At 66.5% G+C, this 20119-nt stretch carries 19 protein-coding genes and 1 pseudogene; 14 read left to right on the top strand and 6 right to left on the bottom strand.

Annotated elements, in window-relative coordinates:
- Nucleotides 1–73: 73 nt before the first annotated feature.
- The 3 genes from ACPXYO_RS13980 to ACPXYO_RS13990 form a co-directional block, all read right to left on the bottom strand.
- Nucleotides 74–1012: a YfbK domain-containing protein gene (locus ACPXYO_RS13980; protein WP_423921637.1), complete on the bottom strand. Its 939-nt coding sequence runs from the start codon at nt 1010–1012 to the stop codon at nt 74–76.
- 99 nt (nt 1013–1111) lie between these two features.
- Nucleotides 1112–1840, bottom strand: a complete 729-nt coding sequence (locus ACPXYO_RS13985) for a VWA domain-containing protein (RefSeq protein ID WP_423921639.1) — start codon at nt 1838–1840, stop codon at nt 1112–1114.
- Between the two features lie 349 nt (nt 1841–2189).
- The gene (locus tag ACPXYO_RS13990; RefSeq protein ID WP_423921642.1) at nt 2190–2789 is read right to left on the bottom strand and encodes an HhH-GPD-type base excision DNA repair protein; all 600 of its coding nucleotides are present in this window, start codon (nt 2787–2789) and stop codon (nt 2190–2192) included.
- Nucleotides 2790–2993: 204 nt separating this feature from the next.
- Between ACPXYO_RS13990 and ACPXYO_RS13995 the strand changes: the two genes are divergently transcribed.
- The 5 genes from ACPXYO_RS13995 (at nt 2994) to ACPXYO_RS14015 (ending at nt 7823) form a co-directional block, all read left to right on the top strand.
- Nucleotides 2994–4166, top strand: a complete 1173-nt coding sequence (locus ACPXYO_RS13995; RefSeq protein ID WP_423921644.1) for a macro domain-containing protein — start codon at nt 2994–2996, stop codon at nt 4164–4166.
- Between the two features lie 383 nt (nt 4167–4549).
- On the top strand, nt 4550–4696 hold the full coding sequence (locus tag ACPXYO_RS14000) for a hypothetical protein (RefSeq protein WP_423921647.1): 147 nt from the start codon (nt 4550–4552) through the stop codon (nt 4694–4696).
- Nucleotides 4697–4955: 259 nt separating this feature from the next.
- Nucleotides 4956–5177 (top strand): hypothetical protein, encoded by a 222-nt coding sequence (locus ACPXYO_RS14005; protein ID WP_423921649.1) that lies wholly within the window; start codon nt 4956–4958, stop codon nt 5175–5177.
- Between the two features lie 65 nt (nt 5178–5242).
- A complete protein-coding gene (locus tag ACPXYO_RS14010; protein ID WP_423921652.1) occupies nt 5243–6346 on the top strand; it encodes a hypothetical protein in 1104 nt (367 codons plus the stop codon).
- Nucleotides 6347–6578: 232 nt separating this feature from the next.
- Nucleotides 6579–7823: a hypothetical protein gene (locus tag ACPXYO_RS14015; protein ID WP_423921655.1), complete on the top strand. Its 1245-nt coding sequence runs from the start codon at nt 6579–6581 to the stop codon at nt 7821–7823.
- A gap of 178 nt (nt 7824–8001) precedes the next feature.
- Here ACPXYO_RS14015 and ACPXYO_RS14020 read toward each other — a convergent pair whose 3' ends face one another.
- Together ACPXYO_RS14020 and ACPXYO_RS14025 are read right to left on the bottom strand one after the other, a co-directional pair.
- Nucleotides 8002–8316, bottom strand: a complete 315-nt coding sequence (locus ACPXYO_RS14020; protein ID WP_423921658.1) for a hypothetical protein — start codon at nt 8314–8316, stop codon at nt 8002–8004.
- Nucleotides 8300–8566 carry a hypothetical protein gene (locus ACPXYO_RS14025; RefSeq protein WP_423921661.1) on the bottom strand — a complete coding sequence of 89 codons (267 nt, stop codon included), beginning with the start codon at nt 8564–8566 and terminating at the stop codon, nt 8300–8302. Before ACPXYO_RS14025 ends, ACPXYO_RS14020 begins: the two co-directional genes overlap by 17 nt.
- Nucleotides 8567–8644: 78 nt before the next feature.
- On the opposite strand from ACPXYO_RS14025, the gene ACPXYO_RS14030 reads away from it, so the two are divergent.
- The 3 genes from ACPXYO_RS14030 (at nt 8645) to ACPXYO_RS14040 (ending at nt 11710) form a co-directional block, all read left to right on the top strand.
- Entirely contained in the window at nt 8645–9115 is a 471-nt protein-coding gene (locus tag ACPXYO_RS14030; RefSeq protein WP_423921664.1) for an HIT family protein, read from the top strand.
- A gap of 69 nt (nt 9116–9184) precedes the next feature.
- A complete protein-coding gene (locus tag ACPXYO_RS14035) occupies nt 9185–10174 on the top strand; it encodes a hypothetical protein (protein WP_423921666.1) in 990 nt (329 codons plus the stop codon).
- Nucleotides 10175–10282: 108 nt separating this feature from the next.
- The gene (locus ACPXYO_RS14040; RefSeq protein ID WP_423921669.1) at nt 10283–11710 is read left to right on the top strand and encodes an NAD-dependent succinate-semialdehyde dehydrogenase; all 1428 of its coding nucleotides are present in this window, start codon (nt 10283–10285) and stop codon (nt 11708–11710) included.
- Between the two features lie 40 nt (nt 11711–11750).
- Here the strand turns inward: ACPXYO_RS14040 and ACPXYO_RS14045 are convergent.
- Nucleotides 11751–11897: pseudogene (locus ACPXYO_RS14045) on the bottom strand (class II aldolase/adducin family protein); the annotation flags it as partial.
- Between the two features lie 109 nt (nt 11898–12006).
- On the opposite strand from ACPXYO_RS14045, the gene ACPXYO_RS14050 reads away from it, so the two are divergent.
- The 6 genes from ACPXYO_RS14050 to ACPXYO_RS14075 all read left to right on the top strand — a co-directional run bounded on the left by ACPXYO_RS14050 (nt 12007) and on the right by ACPXYO_RS14075 (nt 20100).
- Nucleotides 12007–14241 carry a CoA transferase gene (locus ACPXYO_RS14050; RefSeq protein WP_423921671.1) on the top strand — a complete coding sequence of 745 codons (2235 nt, stop codon included), beginning with the start codon at nt 12007–12009 and terminating at the stop codon, nt 14239–14241.
- Between the two features lie 50 nt (nt 14242–14291).
- Complete coding sequence (locus ACPXYO_RS14055; RefSeq protein WP_423921674.1) at nt 14292–16664, top strand: xanthine dehydrogenase family protein molybdopterin-binding subunit; 2373 nt, start codon at nt 14292–14294, stop codon at nt 16662–16664.
- A gap of 125 nt (nt 16665–16789) precedes the next feature.
- Nucleotides 16790–18085, top strand: a complete 1296-nt coding sequence (locus tag ACPXYO_RS14060) for an O-acetylhomoserine aminocarboxypropyltransferase (protein ID WP_423921677.1) — start codon at nt 16790–16792, stop codon at nt 18083–18085.
- A gap of 4 nt (nt 18086–18089) precedes the next feature.
- Complete coding sequence (locus tag ACPXYO_RS14065) at nt 18090–18920, top strand: alpha/beta fold hydrolase (RefSeq protein ID WP_423921680.1); 831 nt, start codon at nt 18090–18092, stop codon at nt 18918–18920.
- A gap of 135 nt (nt 18921–19055) precedes the next feature.
- Nucleotides 19056–19595 carry an FAS1-like dehydratase domain-containing protein gene (locus ACPXYO_RS14070; protein ID WP_423921683.1) on the top strand — a complete coding sequence of 180 codons (540 nt, stop codon included), beginning with the start codon at nt 19056–19058 and terminating at the stop codon, nt 19593–19595.
- 82 nt (nt 19596–19677) lie between these two features.
- Entirely contained in the window at nt 19678–20100 is a 423-nt protein-coding gene (locus ACPXYO_RS14075) for a MaoC/PaaZ C-terminal domain-containing protein (protein WP_423921686.1), read from the top strand.
- The last annotated feature ends 19 nt before the right edge of the window (nt 20101–20119 follow it).

The raw sequence follows: 20119 nt of genomic DNA on the forward strand, positions 1-20119 counted from the left end.
TTCTTCCCCGCCGCCCGCAACTCGTGCCGTCGTGCGGGACGGTTCGTCACCGTAGCGACGGTTCGGCCGCTTGCTATTGCAGGCGCTGGGCTGCGGTGATGAGGCGGGCCAGCTTTGCCACGTCGGGGTCGCCACGGAAGTCCCGCGTCAGGACCTCGGCCTCCCTGCGCAGGGTGCGCATCGACGGGTCGTCGGTGAACCAGCTCTCGCGCAGGACCTCGGCGAACTCGGCGGCCACTGCGGCCAGCCGGAAGTGCCGAACGGCGCCGTCGAAGCTGCGGTGTGCGTCGCGGGTCCTGATCGTCGCAGACACCTCGGTGATCGCCTCGCTGGCTGGGCGCTCGTAGCGCAGCGTCACCTTGGCGAGCGTCTCGTTGCTGCGCCGGCTCCCGCTCTCGGGATCGACCAGCGTCAGCTCATACAGCGCTGTGGCGCTCTGGGAGATGGCGACCTCGCCGGCATCGACAGCGTCGTTGCGGAAGTCCCGGTCGGCCACGTCGCGGTTCTCGAAACCCAGCAGCCGGTAGGAGGCCACGGTGTCGGGGTTGAAGATCACCTGGACCTTGGCGTGGCGTGCGGCGACCGAGACAAACGACGTCACGTCCCCGCCGAGCAGGCGCCATGCCTCGTCGTGGTCATCGATGTAGTGATACGAACCGTCGGCCTGGTTGTCCAGTTGCTCCATCAGCTCGTCGTTGAACGGGCCGAGGCCGACGCCGATTGTCGACAGGCCGATGTCGGCGCGCTCGCCGAGCTGGTGAAGGATCCTGTCGGTCTCGGTCGCGCCGACGTTTGCGACACCGTCGGAGAACAACAGCACCAGCACGTTTCGCCCCGTGGCGGCTTCGCTCTCGGCCATGCGGTACCCGCTGACGAGTCCGCCCGCGACGTTGGTGCTGCCGTTGGGGCGCACGTCTCGCTGGATGCGGCGGATCAGGTCGTCGTAGCTCCTGCCGACTGCGGCGGGTCGGGCGACGGTGCGGGCGTGGTTCGCATAGGCCACAACACCCACCCGGGTCTCGGGCTCCAGGCCCTCCCAGCAGCAGGTCGACGGCGTCGTAGACCAGCTCGATGCGCCGGGTCCTGTCGTTGCTGGTGCCGATCTCTTGGTTCATCGAGCCCGAGCTGTCCAGAACCAGGCTGATGCTGTCGGGTCGCAGGGCGTCGGACACCACGTGCGGTGCCTGAACGCCCACCCGCACAGCAGGTCACCGCTGTCCACGAACGGCGAGGACGCAGCTTCCACGCTGATGGTGAACTCGTCGATCTCGTCGTCGTAGCCGCCATCGAAGTAGTTGACGAACTCCTCGACCCGGACTGCCTCGAAGGGCGGCATCTGGCCGCCGTCGAGGAAGTTGCGGGCGATTGTGTACGAAGCAGTGTCCACGTCGAGCGCGAACGTCGAGAACGGGTCGTCGGCGGTGTCGACGAACGGGTTGATGCCGTAGTCGACAAAGTTGTCAGGTTCTGTGCGTCGCCGCGACGTCGGCTGATACGGCTCGTGCTCCGGTTCCGCCGATTGGGCCGACTCAGTGTCGGTGCGGCCGCGGCTTGAGGACCGACTCGAGGAGGAGTCCTCGTACATTTCTTCCACGGCCATATCGTCGGACTCTCCAGCGACGGCTTGCTCGGTTGCCTCTTCCGAAGCAGCCCCACCGCGCGTCGACCGCTCTTCCTCGTCGTCCGCCTCGTCCATCCGTTCATCCGCATCGCTGGATGGGCTTGCCGTCACGGCCGTGGTGCTTTCGGTCTCCACGTCCGCTGTTCCATCGGCGTCCGCGTCGTCGGTCGATGTGCACGCCGCCGCCAACAGGCACAGCGCCAGCAGCGCGACGACCATTCGCCACACTCTCTTGCCGGCCCCCTGCCGGCGTTGTCGTGGTGTGCGGTTCTTCAACACTTCAGTCCCCCTTGCGTTGGTTGGCTTCAGTCGCATTCGGCCTGCAGCACTGCTGCGGGACGTGCGACTTGATGCCCCGACGCCGATGTGGGGGATTGCGTTCCGCTGATTTCAGATGAGCAACGGCTTTGTCACCGGAACGCAAATTGCGACGGCCGGCCGACACGCATGCGCAACAGAACGCAGCGCCTGAGGCCACGAAGGCGCGCCGAGTGAGCGGATCGTGGAGCGCCGGAGTCTGCCGAAGCCGGGCGACGGCTCAGCCTCGCTCAGCCCTGTGTAGCCCCGTTCAGTCCTGCTTGGACTTGCCCGCAACCTTCTGGTTCTTTTTCCAGGCCCGCACTTCGGCGAGGGCGTCGGGACCGTCGATGTCGGCCACCGAGCGAGGCTGGCGGTCGGCGAACGGGCCGGCGACGGCCTTCCATCCACGGGGAGCGACCCCGAAACGCTTCGCCAGGATGGCCACGAAGATCTTGGCCTTCTCGTCGCCGTAGCCGGGCAGGGCACGCAGCCGGTCGTACAGCGCCTTGCCGCTGCGCACGTCGGCCCAGATGGCACCGGCGTCGCCGTCGTAGTGCTCGACGATGTGGCGGGTCAGCTCACCACAGCGGCGGGCCATCGAACCGGGGAAGCGGTGCAGTGCTGGCTTGGACTTGAAGGCGGTTTCCAGCTCGTCGGGGTCCATCGCGGCGATGGCGGCAACCGAGAACTGATCGCCCAACCGCTCCGCCAGCCGAGCGGGGCCCTTGAACGCCCATTCCATGGGGATCTGCTGGTCGAGCATCATCGCCAGCAGCAGCGCAAACGGGTCCTCCAGCAGCAGCTGATCGGCCTCGGCGTCGCCCGTGACCGCCAGCGTTCCCCTGTTATCGCCCTCACTGCTTCCCATGCCTGCGAACGCTACCGCGACATCGTGCGGTACTCGTTGGTCGTTACACCCCCCACCTACGGTGGACTCGAAAGGGCACTAGGACACGCCGACACAGGGAGGCCACCGTCGGAGACCGACTATTGGTGTCGCGACCGGAACGGCCGTCGCATGAGGGCCCCACTCGGCCCCTGAATCGGACAATTCGCACTAGGAGGCACCGCAATGACCGACGACAGCGTTGAAGCTGAACTCCCTGACTCGATGGGATCCCATCAGCTCCAAGGGCTCTCAGGTCTCCAGATGGAGCACTCAATTGCTCAAATGTGGAAAGTGGCCGTAGGCGGTAGAGCGAGCGAATCCGACGGGCCAACAAGGGTGCTGACCAAAGAGGACTTTGAACTTCACGGCTGGGACTTGCGGCCCCTCAGCAAACCCATGTCGATACCGGTACCTGATCGAGTGTGGACGAGCTCCGAACTAGTGCGAATCGGCTGCGGCTACATGGCATCGATGATGGAAGAGAAATGGCACGCTCTCGTCGACGGCAACTGCTTGCGCCTTCACCGCAGTTGGACCGGCTACTGCATCTACGAGGCCACATTTGAAGAATGCGAGGGTGGCGCCATGATCGCAGTCGCCTTCGTAGAAGGAGACCCGGAGCGCTACTCGCGCTACGACGATCTGACGGAATCCCAAATGCTCGGATTCCTCATCGACAATTGGCTGCTCGACCAGCCCGGCGAATGGCCAGATCTCCTGACGGCCACTTCCGATGACGACCGCCGACCCCGTACGCGCACGCCCGCGCACGACGAGGTGTGGCAGTTGGCGAAGGTTGAGGTGACCTTCGGCGACATCGCGACCGAGCGGGCCGACGCCGTCGTTTGCCCGACGAGTCCCGCATTGAGCGGAAGCGGAGGAGCCTCACGCGCCATCCACCTCGCGGCTGGTCCTCGACTCAAAGACCATCTCAAGGGTGTAGGCGATTGCGAACCGGGGCAGGCCATTGTCACGCCGGGCTTCGACATGGCGGCGCCGTGGATCATCCATACCGTCGGGCCGCGTTGGCGGGGAGGTGCCCACAACGAAGCACACGTGCTGGCCTCGTGCTACCGGGAGTCGCTCGCTCGTGCAGACGAAGTCGGCGCACAAGTCGTCGCCACACCTGCTGTTGCCACAGGCCAATTTGGCTATCCCCTGCGGGCTGCAGCGGGAACAGCGGTGGGCGTTCTCGGATTCACGCCGACACACGTCGAAACCACCCGCATCGTCTGCTTCAGCGCTCCTTCGCTCAAAGCCCATCGTGCGGCCTTGTCCACCAGCTCAATCGAAAGGGTGAGGCCCAGGACCATCGAGTGCGGCATCTTCGTCGAGAAGCTGAACGGAACCGATTGAGGCCGAGTGACTTCTCGATCGCTCGCTCGGCCTCCGGTTCGGCCGCAATTCGGATCGCGGCGTACCCTGCGGCGGAGCCCGAAGGCGGTTGGGCCGCGGTTCACTATTGGCGAGACGGCGGTTTGGCAACGACGTGGTGATCGAACTCAGCGACTTGGCTGCCGGGATGCGCCTCGCTGGCTTGGTTCGCCGAGCACCAGTACGACCCCGGATCCTCAGGTGATGTAGAGAGCGTCGCCAAGGCCAAGAACACGTCGCTTGAGGGCCTCGCCGAGTCGGGCATCGGAGAGGCACGGGCCGGCAAGTTCCGCCTGTTCAAGCGTGCCGAGCTCGATCCGGATTGGTCACCAGCCGAAGACGACCGGGCTCGCCAGCTCGCCTACTTGCTGTGCCAGAAGGCCAACGACAAAGGCTGGGCAGCCGAGGCCATCGCCTACAACAGCCTCATCACCGCATGGCCCAGCCTGCGCGAAGGCGCTCTCGCTGCCGCAGCCCGCTCCGCAGGGCCGTCTCAGCAGCAGTTGCTCTGATCGCTGCCAGAGCCGGCGCCGCGCCAAGGTGAGTGTTCAGGCTCGCGAACGGTCGACGTCGTCGCGCTCAGCTTCGTGTGGCCTGTCGTGGGCAAGCATCTTGTCGCCTCGGGCGTTCACGTGACACCCCTCTGGTGAGATTCCCATGACGAAGTCTCCAACCGCAGAGGGGGATCACCATGAACCGACCGCGAACCACCGCTGGTAGCGGATTTCAGGGATTGAGGGGCTGACCGTAGCCGCTGCGTTTGCCTTCCTCTTGCTGGCCCTCATCGGCGGCTGCTTTCTGTACTTGGTCATCAGCATCGCTCGGTGGCTGGGCGGGAGTCACGAGCCGACGTACACCGTGTACGTCGAAGACGACTTCGAAGTACTGGACAATCCTGACGGGGGCGAACCGCAATTCGTTCCGGACAATGTGATTCGACTGCGGCCACCAGAGCGCCGGCCGCCGTACGTTGGCGCTCGCCTTCCGGGCTGATGTTTGTCACACCCCCCTGCTGAGATCGCGCTCGCAAGCACCCGATCTCGGAACCAGGAGACGACATGAGCCGCCGACGCACCGGACCGCAGGCAGCCGGGCCGATCTGCTTCGCGATCGCGCCGCGGGTAGGTCGCCGATGCCAAGCCACCGACGTCCATGCGGACCTGAGCGTGGCGTCCCGTGACGAACTTGCCGAGAGCGAGCTGGAGGCAGCACAGACGTGGGCAGCGCTGATCGAGACCCGCAGCAAACTGGCATCGTGCGAGCGCGACCTCGACGATGTCACGCGGGCGAACGATCAGCTTGTCAACCGCATCAGGCGGCTGCGCGGCCGAGTTGTCGAGCAGCACCACAAGTGCCGCCGAATGGGCGCCTTGCTTGCGGCCTCGAACACTGCGGCCGCTTCAGCCGAACAGAACCGCGGGATCGCTGTCTACGCACTCACATCGGTCCGACGCGAACGAGATGAACTGGCCGCCGAGAACCGCCGGTTGCGCGCAGAGGCAATTGCGACCGTCTCGGAAGGTCACGACATCGGCACTGCGGGCAGCGAGGACCTGAAGCCGAGTCACACAGCCGAGACCGGTGACGCTGCCGATCTGCGAACGCGTGTCGCGAACGCCGAACGGCGCACAGTGGCGGCTCTGCAACTTGTGCACAGCACTCCCGATGGCAACCGGGTTCGCAGTGTCGCCGCGGCTATCGAGGCCGCTCAACAACACCTGCCGACGCTCAGCATCCCCCAAGCCGTAGCCGAGAATGCTGGCAGCACGCTCGACCAGTCAGGGCGTCGCGCCGCCCGAGGCAAGGTGGTGATGCGCGTGTTGCTCGCCTTTCACGCGTATGCGCTTGACGCCCATCGTGAGGGCGATTTCAAGCACTGGTGCGAGCGCCGTGGCCATGAGTACGCATGCAGCGCGAACCGCGTGGCGATGGGCGAATCAGAGTCAGTGACCAACGAGGAGAGATTCTGCAGGTCTCGGCAGTTCCCGGTCGACCGAGTGCTTGATCCGACTGGTGTACGGCTGATGCCAGCCCACGTCAGGATCGATCAAGGGCCGACGGCGCCACGGCTGCAGTTCCTCGACGACACACGAGGTGAGACCGGCAAGATCCACATCGGATACATCGGCCCGCACCTGCCGACCGCCACCGATCCGAGGTGAGCCATATGAGAATTGCCGCTTACGGCAGCGCCGCGCGTGCTACACGAGAGCAGCCCGTCGAACGACGATCACGGCGGGAGTCCGCGGGCGCACCGGCATTCGCGTCACAACGTTGTGACGCCATGAACGCGAGCCCATGCCGGGCTTCGAACAGGGAGACAAGGATGAACAACTGCCAATCACGTTCGGTGCCAGCGGCGGCGTCGTTCGCACGCATCGGGGAGTGTGACTGATGGCTCGGCGGCGGCGGAGCCCCGGCGGCCGAGTCACCCCCAAGGGCACCCGCCCCGAGGATGTGCCACGGCGTCGGGAGATCGAATCCGCAACACAAATACGGCTGCGCATGCTCATCGCAGACGCTCTGCGTTTCTCTGAAGAGTTGAGCGACATCGACGACGCCGATGTGCATGTGTCTCGCTTGATCGGCTGTGGCATCGCCACGGACTGGTATCGCGATGGCGTCAGCGCCGGGGCCGCATTGGCGCATGCGAGATCCAACCCAGGGCCAGCTGGCGCAGTCATTGCGGCGACGCTCGCCTCCTACGGGCCGCACGGCATTCGGGACAAGGCTCGTGGCGTGCTCGATCGCCATGTCGCCGACGGGGTCGCGGTGCCTGAGTGGGCAACGAAGCTGGGTATGGCTGAACCGGTGCGCGCCGTGAAGATCCGAGATGAATGGGACGAGCACTGGCAGTTGTTCATCGAGTACGCCCGGCCCGACGGATCGCGACACGAGCTGTCGTTCGGCGTGCACCCGTTCTGCCTCGGCGTGCTCTACGGCTTCTCTTTGCAGTCGGCGATCGCGGACAAAGACCGGAATCTTGAACCAGGTCATTCGCTGGAGGAACTCAGCCTGGCGCACGCGAGAGCGATTCTCGAGCCCGGCCTTGAGCAGTTCGACCAGGCGCTGCGCGATCGAGCGGCGAGCGAAGAATGGGATGGCGACTGGGACGATGCCGACTGGGACGATACCGAAATGCGCTCGCTCGTCGGCCAGCGGATGCAACTGCTGCCGGCCGGCGCTGACAGCGGCGACTTTGGCAGCGCCGATGCTGAACTCGACGTCTCGGGCATCGTCGAATTCGTAACGCAACCGCTTGCACTGGGTGAGCACGAACAAGAACTCAGCGACCTCATGACGTCCATGGCAACTTTCTCGCAGGTGTGCAGGGACCGCGATATGTACCACTGGACGCCGCTGAGAGTCGAGACGTTCGTGGCACTGTGGCTGCCTTCGCATGGCTGGCTGTGTGACGAGTGCCAAGAGACGCATGAACACCCGCCCTACGAAGAGTGGTTCTCCACGGTCGAGTCGGCGTTTCCGCGCTGGCTGCGCTTTGTCGCGCAGCGCCACCACAGCAGCGAAGAGTGGCTCGAAGCAAACTTGGCTGCAGCCCGTTCGTCCCTGCGGATGATGCGGCTCCAAGCCACCGGATCTCTTGGGCGCCTCAGAGTTGGTGCTGGCGCAGCCGGTTGAGGAGAACCGGCCGAATTCAGCCGAATCTTGCCTCGGCGGCTTCCGCCGTCATGTCAAGCAGTTCGCCAATGCGGCCCCAGGATGATCCGGCGCTTCGTGCGTCGGCGACCAGCGCGCGGATCCGGTCGTGATCGGGGTTCCCCGTGGCCGCGGCGCGCTGCGCCAGCTTGACCTGCGCCTAAGCCCGAACCGCCTTGGAGGCCTCGCCGTAACGTGCCCTTGCTGCTAGGGCGGTGACGCCAAGGATCTCCGCGATGCGGTCCCATTGCATGCCTTCGCGTCGAGCCCAGCAGACCGCATCCTCGATTTGCTGCCTGCTCACCTCTGTCGGTTCTGCAATGGCGGCTTCGGCTTGAACGGCAAGCGAGAGATACAGCTCGTGAGCAGGCTCGTCGGCGGAGTTCAACCAGTCGAACTGCTCGAAGCCGTCGGCGACCTCATCCCAATACTCGTCAGATTCGTCGATTGACGCCTGATCAGCTGGTTGATCCACGGTGTTGCCTCATGTACTTCGCGCAGACAGGCATCGCATGGATGATGAGGTCGGTGTCCGTGGCCGCACCGTACTCCAAGCCCGCTTCAAGCAGATCGCCGTCCCGACGGGGTCCGACGAGCGTGATCCGGCAGTCGTCCTGCGGAATTGTCCAAGTGACGTTTCGATAGGCATGCAAGATGTCCTCTGCCGGGATGCCGTGTCGGTGTCCTGATCGCAAGATGCGCCAACGTCGAGGCTCGGCGTCCACGAGCAGGCACCGTAGGCAGGTCCCACCGCTGCTCCAAGCCGATTTCGTTGTGGTGTGAAGGCGAGCAGAATGCCGCTCGTGGACGATTGCATCTTCTGCAAGATCGCGGCCGGTGCCGAGCCGAGCCACGTGGTCTTTGAGGACGAGAGTCATCTCGGGTTCTTGGACATCTTTCCGAACACCGAGGGTTTCGGCGTCTTGATCACGAAGGAGCATCACCCGAGCGACGTCGCGAGAGCAGGCGAGGAGGTGGTCTCCGAGCTGATGAAGGCAGCGCGCCTCGTGGCCGCCAAGATCGCTCGTGCCTACGACGATGTCGACCGCTGCGCCGTAGTGATCGAGGGAATGATGATTGACCACCTCCATGCCAAGGTCATTCCGATGCACCAGACAGCGGGCCGTCGGCCTGACCCCGGCGACGAGATGACCGCCCGGGGAGATCAATTCTTCGAGGTGTACCCCGGCTACATCACCACCAAGATCATGAATCGGCAGGCTGACGAGGACCACCTGGCTGCGGTGGCCGCGAAGATCAACGCTGCAGAGTGACCCTGAATTGGATCCTGCACCGATTGCAGCAGCACCCCGTGAACTGAGCGACCCATAGATTTGTGGTCCATGGGTATTGCTGTGCCGTTTCCGGAGACGCTGCCACGGGGCTACGAATGGCTCGATGATGAGCCGGCGTTCGATACCGACCGGCACCTGCAGCTTGAAGCGCCAGCCGAAGTCCTCATGCTGGCTGACCTCGGCTATGACGACGCCGAGATTGCCACGAAGGCCACACCGGTGGCGTTGTCGTCGCCGTTCCGGATGCTGAGCGACGAGGGTGCGGCGATCATGCTGGACACGGCCCGGCGCCTGCGGTGCTTCGCCCGACCGGCAGGGGAGCGGATCGAGCGGACGGTGCGCGGCGGCTGCTACCGCTCCCGCTGGCTGCGCGACGTGTGCCTGAGCCCCGACGTCACGGCGCATCTCGAAGCGATCTACGGCGTCGAGATTGCCCCGCACCCGATGCCGGTGCATCTCGGCCACCTCAACTACGAGCCATCGCAGATCGACACCGCCATCGACAAATGGCATCACGACACGCTGCCGCTCGACTACGTGCTGGCAGTGACCGATCCCGCACACGTCGCAGGCGGACGCCTCGAGTGGTTTCGAGGAACGAAGCACGAGGCTGCCGAACTTGCCGACGCAGGCAAGCGAATCCCGGCAGACCGCACCGTCGCTCCCGACTTCCCGGGGTCCGGATACGCCGTCGCGCTGCACGGTGACATGGTCGTGCACCGGGCTGGGCCGCTCTCCGAGATGTGCGAGCGCGTCTCGATGGTGAACGGTTACGTGTCGCTCGACGCCACTGTCGACGAGCAGAGCCGCACCTCCAACCTCATTGACATCGACGACCACGAAGTGCTCTGGACCGAGTGGGCCAAGTTCGCTGCGTGGCGGACGCAGGGGCGCTTGGCTCGCCTCGTTGAGGGGCTGGAATTCACCTCCGACCCCGACATCGTCATTGCTGAGCTGGAGCACGCGATCGGCGACGCGCAGCGAGCGGTGGACGAGATGCGCGCCCGCGAGCGCGGCCTGCACCACTACGGCGACTGACCACCCTTCCACTCGGAAGCGTGAACCGGGTTGCCGTTTGGGTAGTCCCGCTGTGGCCGTGTCCCGACGGTGGCGCGGCATGAACGGTGGATTTGCGATGCTGGCCCGATGCAGACACAGATGCTCATCGGAGGCAGCTGGCTGGCTGGAGACGCAGCAAGCCGGATTGACGTGCTCGACCCCGCCACGGGCGGCGTCGCGGCAAGCGTCGCGGCCGGAACGCCAGCAGACGCAGCAGCTGCGTGTGACGCAGCAGCCGCGGCGCAGCCCGGGTGGGCGGCCGAGCCGCCGCGTGTCCGCTCGGAGATTCTGCGGGAATCCCACCGCATCCTTATCGAGCACACCGACGAGCTGGCCGATCTGATCACGCTCGAGAACGGCAAGCCCCGCGCCGATGCAGTGGGCGAGGTGGCCTACGCAGCGGAGTTCTTCCGATGGAACGCCGAAGAGGCGGTCCGCATTCACGGCTCGATCAGCGTCGCCCCCTCGGGTGCGAACCGGATCATCACCCGGCACCCACCGGTCGGCGTCGTGGCGATGATCACGCCGTGGAACTTCCCGGCGGCGATGATCACCCGCAAGCTGGCCCCGGCGCTGGCGGCCGGCAACACCGTGGTCATCAAGCCGCCGCGCGAAGCCCCGCTGACCTCGCTGCGAGTTGCCGAGCTGCTGGCCGAGGCCGGCGTGCCGCCTGGTGTCGTCAACTTGGTGCCTACGTCGAACTCCGGTGCTTGGCTCGATGCCGTCGTCGACCACCGCGCCGTGCGAATGCTCTCGTTCACCGGCTCAACCGAGGTCGGCCGGGTATTGCTGAAGCGCTGTGCCGACCGGGTGCTCAAGGTGGTGATGGAACTCGGCGGCAACGCGCCGTTTGTCGTGTTCGCTGATGCCGATCTCGAAGCCGCCACCGCTGGCGCCATGGTCGCCAAGATGCGCCACTCGGCCGAGACCTGCACCGCCGCGAACCGGTTCTTCGTTGAAGCATCGGTGCACGATGAGTTCGTCGAGCGACTGGCGACAGTCATGGGCGATGTGAAGGTTGGCAACGGCCGTGACCCCGGTGTCGGCTGCGGGCCGATGATCAATGCCGCGTCAGTGGAGAACATCGATCGCCTCGTGCGCGCGGCGATCGACGGGGGAGCGCAAGCGGTTACCGGCGGCCGGGCCATTGACGGCCCGGGCTTCTTCTACGAGCCAACCGTGCTTGGCGGCGTCGACCCGGCGGCACCCATCACGCGGGAGGAGATATTCGGCCCGGTTGCCCCGATCTCCAGCTTCACCGACACAGACGCCATGATCGCCGCCGCCAACGACACCGAGATGGGCCTCATCGGCTACGTCTACACCCAGGACCTGGCCAAGGGTCTGGCGGTCAGCGAGCGCATCGAGGCCGGCATGATCGGCCTGAACCGCGGCGCCGTTTCCGACCCGGCAGCGCCCTTCGGCGGCATGAAACAGTCAGGCCTCGGCCGCGAAGGCGCCAGCGAGGGCATCTACGAGTTCTGCGAAACCCAGTACATCGCCGCCGAGTGGTAGCCGCGACGAACCGCGCCGCAGTCGCGGCGGGAGCGGTCAGTTCGGGATCTCGTGCGGTCACATGACCGGCCACGCCTTCTTCGAATCCGAACAGCGAGAACGCCCGGTACACCGACGCCAGCCGCTCCTTGCGGTGCTGCCGCTCGGCCTCGATCGTGTCGAACGTCGGGGCTTGTGGGATCGGTATCTCCGTGAAGGGGTTCGCTGCTGTGTCGGAAGCCGTCGTTGTCACAGAGGCAATCGTACGACGCGGAATCCCCGGCGACCTGAGGACCGGGCCGCCTACAGTCATCCCGGTGAGCAGTGCCGAAGGTCCCGAAGGCGGCAACGAAGCGGCCGTTCGATGCCTTGACGGGGTTCGGGTCGTCGAGCTGGCCACGGGCATCGCCGGTCCCTACGCGGCGCGATTTCTGGCCGACCAGGGCGCCGACGTGGTGAAGGTGGAGCCACCTGACGGCGACCCGTACCGCAGCGACCCGGGCTTCCAGGCGGTGAGCCGCAACAAGCGCTCGGTGGTACCCGACGGTGCTGACTGGGAGCGCGCCCCACTGCCATATGGCGTCGATGGGCCAGCGGCATCGCTGCCCGGCATCCTGCGGCCCACGGCTGAATCGATCGCTACGCCGACGCTGAGCGAGCTGCTCAGTGGCGCCGACGCCGTCTTCGTCCCCGACGGGCCGACTGCGGCCGCGGTGCGGGCGGTTGCGTCCGGCGCAGTGGTCATCTCGTGCCCGACGTGGGGTGACGAGGGGCCCTATGCGACCCGTGCGGGAACACCATCGCAGGTCGCAGCCGTCACCGGCATCGGCTGGAACCAGATCAGCTACTCCGAGGGCCCCGTCGAACTGGTGGTGCCGCTCGCCTCCTACGGCGCTGGGATGCTGGGCGCGATCGCCGCAGCAGCGGGGCTGTATGCGAGGCAAGCGCGGGGCGCCGCGCCCGCCTACACCGTGTCGGAGGTGTCCGGTTCGGGCGGCATGCAGATCGGCGACTTCGAGATGCCCGAGATGGCCGGTCTGGACCGGGACGGCTCGTGCCCGCTGGGTTCGGCGGGCCGGCTGCCGGTGTACCGGCTGTTCCAAGCCGCCGACGGCAGGTGGATGTTCGTGGCCTGCGGCACCCTGCCGTTCTACGTCGCGATGCTGCGAGCCATCGGCCGGGAGGACCTGCTGAGCGATGAGCGATTCGGTGACCCGCCATGGGGCCTGCTTGACCTTGAGCCGCTGGCGGAGATCACACCCATCCTCGAGCAGGCGTTCGCCGAGCGTCCGCTCGACGAGTGGCTGGAGATCCTCAGCGCTCATGACGTGCCATGCCAGCCGACACAGACTCGCCAGGAGTTCTTGGCATCGCCGCTGGCGATCACCAACGGGCTGAACACCACAGTCGAGCATCCTGAATTCGGAACAGTGCGCACCCCGCCGCAGCCGATGTGGATCGACGGTTGCGACGCAGTCGAACCCCGAGCCGCACCGCAGTTGGGCGAACACACCGACGAGGTCCGAGCCGAGCTTGAAGCCGGCGATTGGCCCACCCGACGGGCGCCCGAATCTGCGGCCACAAGCGAAGCGCCACTGGCGGGCCTGCGGGCCGTCGACCTCAGCTCGTTTATTGCGGGGCCGGTCATCACCCGTCACTTGGCAATGCTCGGCGCAGACGTCACCAAGATCGAGCAGCCGGGTGGCGACCCGTTCCGCGTCCTCGGCCCCTACTTCAACGGCTGGAACCAGTCCAAGCGCTCGGTCTGCCTCGACCTCAAAGACACTGCCGACAACGCGGTCATGGCCCGACTGGTCGCCGAAGCCGACGTGATCGTGGAGAACTTTCGCCCAGGCGTCGCCGAACGGCTCGGATGCTCCGACTCCCAGTTGCGCCGCATTCGCCCCGATGCTGTCCTCGTCAAGAGCCCGGGATATGGCCGGGACGAGTCGATGGCCGAGGTACCGGCGTTCGACCCGCTGCTGCAGGCGCTGGGCGGGATCATGGTTGCCCAGGGCGGCGAGGCCGAGCCGGTGTTCCTGACCGTGCCGGTGCACGACGCTGCCACGCCGCTGATCGCTTCGTTCGGCGTTGTGTGCTCGCTGTACGGGCGGCTGGCCGACGGCGAAGGACGAACAGTGAGAACGTCGCTCACTCAGACCGTCACCGCTGCGCAGGCCGCCGAGTTCGTGATGTACAAGGGTCGGCCGGAAGTCGAAGTGGGCGGGCTCGACTATCGCGGCAGCGGCCCCGACCGCACCTACCTCGAAACCGATGGCGCTGATGGCCCCCAATGGGTGTGGCACCAGGCAACGTCCGAAGGAATCAGCCAACTGCCGGCCGAACGCCGAGGCTTCGTCGGGTCTGACGTCGCAATCGACAACAGTCACGTCGTCGAATTCGGCGAAACCGAATGGGGACCGATGACCCAGGTCGGCTCGCTCATCGGCGGCATCAACGTGACGATGCGCCGAGCCCCCTATCTCAACGAGCATGGGGCCGAGCTCGGGGCACACCGCAGCGGCAGCACCCAGCCTGCGGCGGCCGACTGACGGCTCAGGTCCGGCTCGAATGCCGGAACCAACGTCACTACGGTGACGGCATGAGCATCGCTCGACTCGCCTCAGAGGACATTCCGATGCTGCGCGGGACAGCGACCTTCACCGCCGACCTGCTGGCTCCCGACGGCTGCCTGCACGCCGCGTTCGTGCGTTCGACGGTCGCCCACGGCGAGCTGCGCAACGTGCACTTGCGAGAGGCCGAACGGGCACCCGGCGTGGCAGCAGTGTTCGACGCCCCCGCACTGGATCTCGCCCCGCTCGAGTACTACCGCGCTACCACCATGGACGGCCTCATGGCCCGGCCGCTGCTGGCAGACGGACGGGTGCGGCTCGTCGGCGAGCCCATTGCGGTGGTGGTGGCTGACTCGCCCGCCCATGCTCTCGATGCCGCTGAACTGGTCGCCGTCGACATCGACGCGCTGCCGGCGGTCATCGACGTCGAGTACGCCGCAACCGACGAAGTGCTGCTCTTCCCCGATGCGGGCACCAATGTGGTGCGCCCGCTGGATCCGCCCGACGGTGGCGGCTTCCAGTCCCCACCCACCCCATTCGAGGATGCAGCGGCACCGGCAGCCGAACCCGGCGACAACCCGTGTGCAGGCGCTTACTGCGTGGTGGAGCTCATCTGCGAGAACGACCGCATCACGTCGCTTCCGATCGAGCCGTGCGCGATCGTGGCGACACCGTTCGAACTGATCCGCGGCACGCCGCTGGCCGAAGGTGCGTCGCCCGACTGCGAGATCGACATCTGGAGCACCGGCCAAGGCGTGCACAGCGCCCCGTACCTGTACCGCCGTTTGCTCGGCGTACCGGTCTCGGCTGTGCGTGTGCGCGAGCCGCAGGTCGGCGGCGGCTTCGGGGGTCGCGGCGATCCGATGCCGGAGTTCTTCGTGGTGTCCCGGGCCGCCCAGCTGCTGGGCCGCCCGGTGCGCTGGGTCCAGAGCCGCCAGGAGCAGTTCATCTCGATGCCCTACGGGCGCGGCCAGCGCCATCGCATCCGCATGGGCTTCGACGCCGAAGGCCGCATCGTCGGGATCGAGGTGGTGATGTGGTCAGACGCCGGCGCCTACCCCCACATGGCGCCGATGCTCGCTGCCGCCAGCTACCGCCAGAGCACCGGTCTGTATCGGGTTCCGCGGCTGCGCTACCGCTACGGCGCCGCGGTGACGAACGCGCCTCCCGTCGGGGCGTATCGCGGCGCCGGTCAGCCGGAGGCGAACGCCGCACTGGAGCGGGCCATCGACGCCGGCGCACGCGAACTGGGTCTCGACCCCGCGGAGGTGCGTCGTCGCAACCTGCTGCGCGCCGACGAGCTGCCGTTCGACACCGGCACCGGGATCACGATCGACAGCGGCGACCCGCACCGGGCCTTGGACACCGCACAGGAACTCATTGACGCGCCGCGCTGGCAGGCGCTCGCCGCTGAGCGCCGGGCCGCGGGCGAACGCACTGGTCTGATTGGCATCGGCTACGGCTGCTACAGCCAGACCGCGGGCGAAGGGGACGATCCCGACTACGCATCGCTGGAGCTGGGTGCCGACGGCAGTGTCCTGGTGACCTGCGGCAGTCACGGCCACGGCCAGGGCCACCACAGCCTGTGGGCACAGATCGTCAGTGCACGCATCGGCGTCTCCGAACGAGCAGTGCGGGTCAATGACGCCGACTCGGTGACGTCCACGTTCGGAGGTGTCACCGGCGGCTCGCGCACGGCGTCAGTGCTCGGCGGCCAGATTGCCGAGGCGGCGACCGAATTGCGGGCTCGCATCTGCGAAGTGGCGGGTGAGCTGCTCGAAGCCAGCCCCGACGACATCGAGGTCACACCCGAAGGCGCGCACGTCGCCGGCGTCCCGTCCCGTCTGGTCAGCTGGACCGACATCGTGTCGGCCGCTCCGGAAGGCATCAGTGCCACCGTCGATGAACGTCGAAGCGGCCCGACACATCCCTACGGCACACACGCCGCAGCAGTGGAGGTCGACGCCGAGACCGGACGCGTCACGCTGCTGGCGTTCGCAGCGGTCGACGACTGCGGCCGCATGCTGCACGAAGCTTCGGTGGAGGGCCAGCAGCACGGGGGAGCCGTTGCGGGCATCTCCCAGGCCCTGATGGAAGCGGCCCAGTGGGATGCCGACGGCACGCCGCGCACCACCACGCTGATGGACTACCTCATCCCGGCCGCCGCAGACGTGCCACCCATCGACACAGCCCGGCTCGCCATACCGACCGACCGCAACGAGCTCGGCACCCGCGGTATCGGCGAGAACGGTGCCATCGCTGCACCACCGGCCGTGCAGAACGCCGTGGTCGACGCTCTCGCCCACCTGGGAGTGACCCACATCGACATACCGGTCACGCCCCAGCGTGTCTGGGAAGCGATCGGTGCCGCCGATGCCGGCACATCGGGCTCCAACACCTGAGTCAGCTGCGTCCGAAGGCGCTCCGCGTCCGCGGAACCGACGATTCACTGGCCTGCCGCTGCGTTCGTGGGCCGGTATGTCACTGCCCAGTGCTTGAATGCAGGTGACCGACCCCGGAGGCACCCATGGTCGAGCCGGACTTCCTGCACTTTGACACGCTGGCGCTGCACGCCGGCCAGCGGCCCGACCCGACCACCGGTGCTCGGGCCGTGCCGATCTACCAGACGACCTCGTTCAGCTTCACCGACACTGAGCAGGCGGCCAGCCTGTTCAACCTTGAGATCCCCGGCCATATCTACAGCCGCATCTCCAACCCCACCGTGGCGGTGCTGGAAGAGCGGATCGCAGCCCTCGAAGGCGGCGTCGGCGCGGTGTGCACGGCCAGCGGCATGGCGGCGTTCCACCTTGCCTGCGCCACCATCGCCTCCGCGGGTGATCACATCGTGGCGAGCCGAAACATTTACGGCGGCACGCACAACATCTTGAGCCTGACGCTGCCGCGATTCGGCATCACGACGACGTTCGTGGATCCGCGCGACCTTGACGCGTGGCGTGCAGCGATCCAGCCCAACACCAAGGTGCTGTTCGCTGAGACGCTGGGGAATCCCAACATCGAGGTGCTCGACGTGTCGGCCGTGGCCGCAGTAGCCCATGAGCAAGATCTGCCGCTGATGCTCGACGCGACGTTCACCACGCCGCACCTGATGCGGCCCATCGAGCTGGGTGCCGACATCGTGATGCACAGCGCCACGAAGTTCCTCGGCGGGCACGGCGTTGCCATCGGCGGCGTCGTGGTCGACGGCGGGCGCTTCGACTGGGCTGCTTCGGGAAAGTTCCCGACCCTCAGCGAGCCTTACGCGGGCTACCACGGCATCGCGTTCACCGACGAATACGGGCCTCAGGCGCTCTCGATGCGGGCCCGGGCCGAAGGCTTGCGCGACTTCGGCGCCGCGATGAGCCCGGCCACGGCGTTCTACCTCCTGCAGGGGGTAGAGACGCTGCCGATCCGGATGGACCGTCACGTTGCCAACACCGAAGCGGTGGTCGAATTCCTGGTCTCTCACGACGCAGTCAGCTGGGTGAGCCACCCGTCGGTGCCGACGCACCCCGATTACGAGCTCGCGAAGCGCCTGTTGCCCCGCGGTGCGGGAGCGATCCTGAGCTTCGGCATCGAAGGCGGGCGCGAAGCTGGTCGCCGCTTCATCGAGGCAGTGCGGCTGGCATCGCACCTGGCGAACGTGGGCGATGCCAAGACGCTCGTGATCCATCCCGCGAGCACCACCCACCAGCAGATGAGCGCCGAAGACCTTGCCGCTGCCGGGGTCGGCGAAGACTTGGTGCGGCTGTCGGTGGGACTCGAACATCCCGGCGACATCATCTCGGACCTGTCCCGCGCCCTGCGGGCCTCGCAGAAGGGCTGAGCCGGTGGCAGCTACCGAGGTATTCTCATTGGAAGTCGGCGGGCGGGCAGTCGGCGTCGCAACCGGGGGAGTGGTGCCCGACCCAGCGTCGACCGCCGAGGCTCCGGTGGTGCTGCTCGTGCACGGCGCAGGCATGAATCGCACCGTGTGGCAGCTGCAGACTCGGTGGCTTGCACACCACGGGTACACGCCGCTGGCGATCGACCTGCCAGGCCACGGTCTCAGCGACGGCGATCCGCTCGGTTCGGTGGCGGACATGGCCGCCTGGCTCGGTGAGGCGATCACCGCAGTGTCGCAGCGGCTCGGCTGCAAGCAGGTGCGGTTGGTCGGCCACTCGATGGGATCGCTGATCTGCACCGAAGCGGCGGCGGCCGACGATGACAGGATCGCCCGCCTTGTCCTGCTCGGCACGGCGGCGGCCATGCCCGTGCATCCGGCGCTGCTCGGCGCTGCCGAGCGCAACGAGTTGCTTGCGCCAGAACTCATGACGGCTTGGAGTCACGGCAGCCGTGCACACGTCGCCACCAATCCCACGCCGGGCTTGTGGATGCTGGGTGGCGGCCTAGCCCTGCTGGAACGAGCCGACAATGGCGTGATCCATGCCGACCTGTCGGCATGCGCTTCCTACGAGGCCGGCGACGTCGCGGCACGGGTTCAATGCCCGGTCACGGTCATCGTCGGCAGCGAGGACAAGATGACACCTCCCCGCGCCGCAGCTCCGCTCATCGCCGACTTCGAGAACGTCGACGTCGTCCACCTCGCCGGTGCCGGCCACATGATGATGAATGAGGACCCGGCCGCCGTCCGCACGGCCCTCGCCGCAGCATTGGCCTAGCCAACTCAGCCGTGCGCCTTCTGGGCTGTGTCGGTCGTGCGCGCTTCGCGCTGTGTCGGTCGTGCGCGCTTCGCGCGCGGCTGCCATCATGTTGCGGCGGCAATCCGAATCGAGCGGCCGCGAAAGGAGCCGGACATGGCAGTCGAGCGATTTCCCGTTGAGGCCTCGCACATCCTGATGTTTGCGAGGGCCGTCGGCGACACCAACCCGATCTACAGCGACGCTGAGTATGCGGCCGGCACCGAAGTCGGCTCGATCATCGCGCCGCCGACGTTCGCGCAGTCCAGCGCCCAATTCGATCCGGACTACTTCCTGCGTCCGAAGCCGGACAAGAAGTGGTTCGGCAGCGGCCGCACCGCGTCCTGCACGTTGGTGCGCGACCTCGCTGAGTCAGATGGCTCCGACGTCGCCGACGAGCGCGAGGACGACAAGCAATCTGGTGCCGCAGCTGGCGGCCTGCACGCTGAGCAGCACTTCACCTATCACCGGCACCTGAAGCCCGGCGACGTGCTCCACACGGTCACCTACGAGGGAGAGAAGTGGGAGAAGCAGTCCAGGCGGGCAGGCATTCTCAAGTTCTCCGAAGCCGTGACCGAATATCGCGACGAGGACGACGAGCTGGTCATCACGGCCAAGGGCGTCGGCGTCGTGACTGAAAAGGTCATCGACGACTAGGTCGGAGATGATCCAGAAGACACAGATTGACGACTAGCGCACCGCCGTCAGTCACACACGAATCGCAGAAAGGCACGCAGACATGGCACTCAGTGCATCGCAGCTCAGCGTCGGAGACAGCTACTCCGAACAGATCGTCGACGACCTCACTCGCACTCAGATCGTGCAGTACGCAGGGGCATCGGGCGACTACAACCCTGTCCACACCGATGAGAAGTTCGTCACCGAGGTGGCGGGCTACCCAACCGTGTTTGCACACGGGATGCTCACCATGGGCATGACCGGGCGCATGGTCACGAACTTCGTGGGCGACGGTCGCCTCACCTACTACGGCGTTCGGTTCACCAGTCAGGTGTGGCCCGGCGACACGCTCACCGCAACAGCCGAGGTCGCCGAGATCCGTGATGAGGACGGCCAGAAGCTGGTCGATCTCACCATCACGACGACGAACCAGGACGACCGAGCAGTCCTGACTGGTCAGGCCACCGCCTGCCTCGACGACTGATCAAGTCCGGAGCGGGCAG

Source organism: Candidatus Poriferisodalis sp., assembly GCF_965237655.1.
Classification (GTDB): Bacteria; Actinomycetota; Acidimicrobiia; order Acidimicrobiales; family Poriferisodalaceae; genus Poriferisodalis.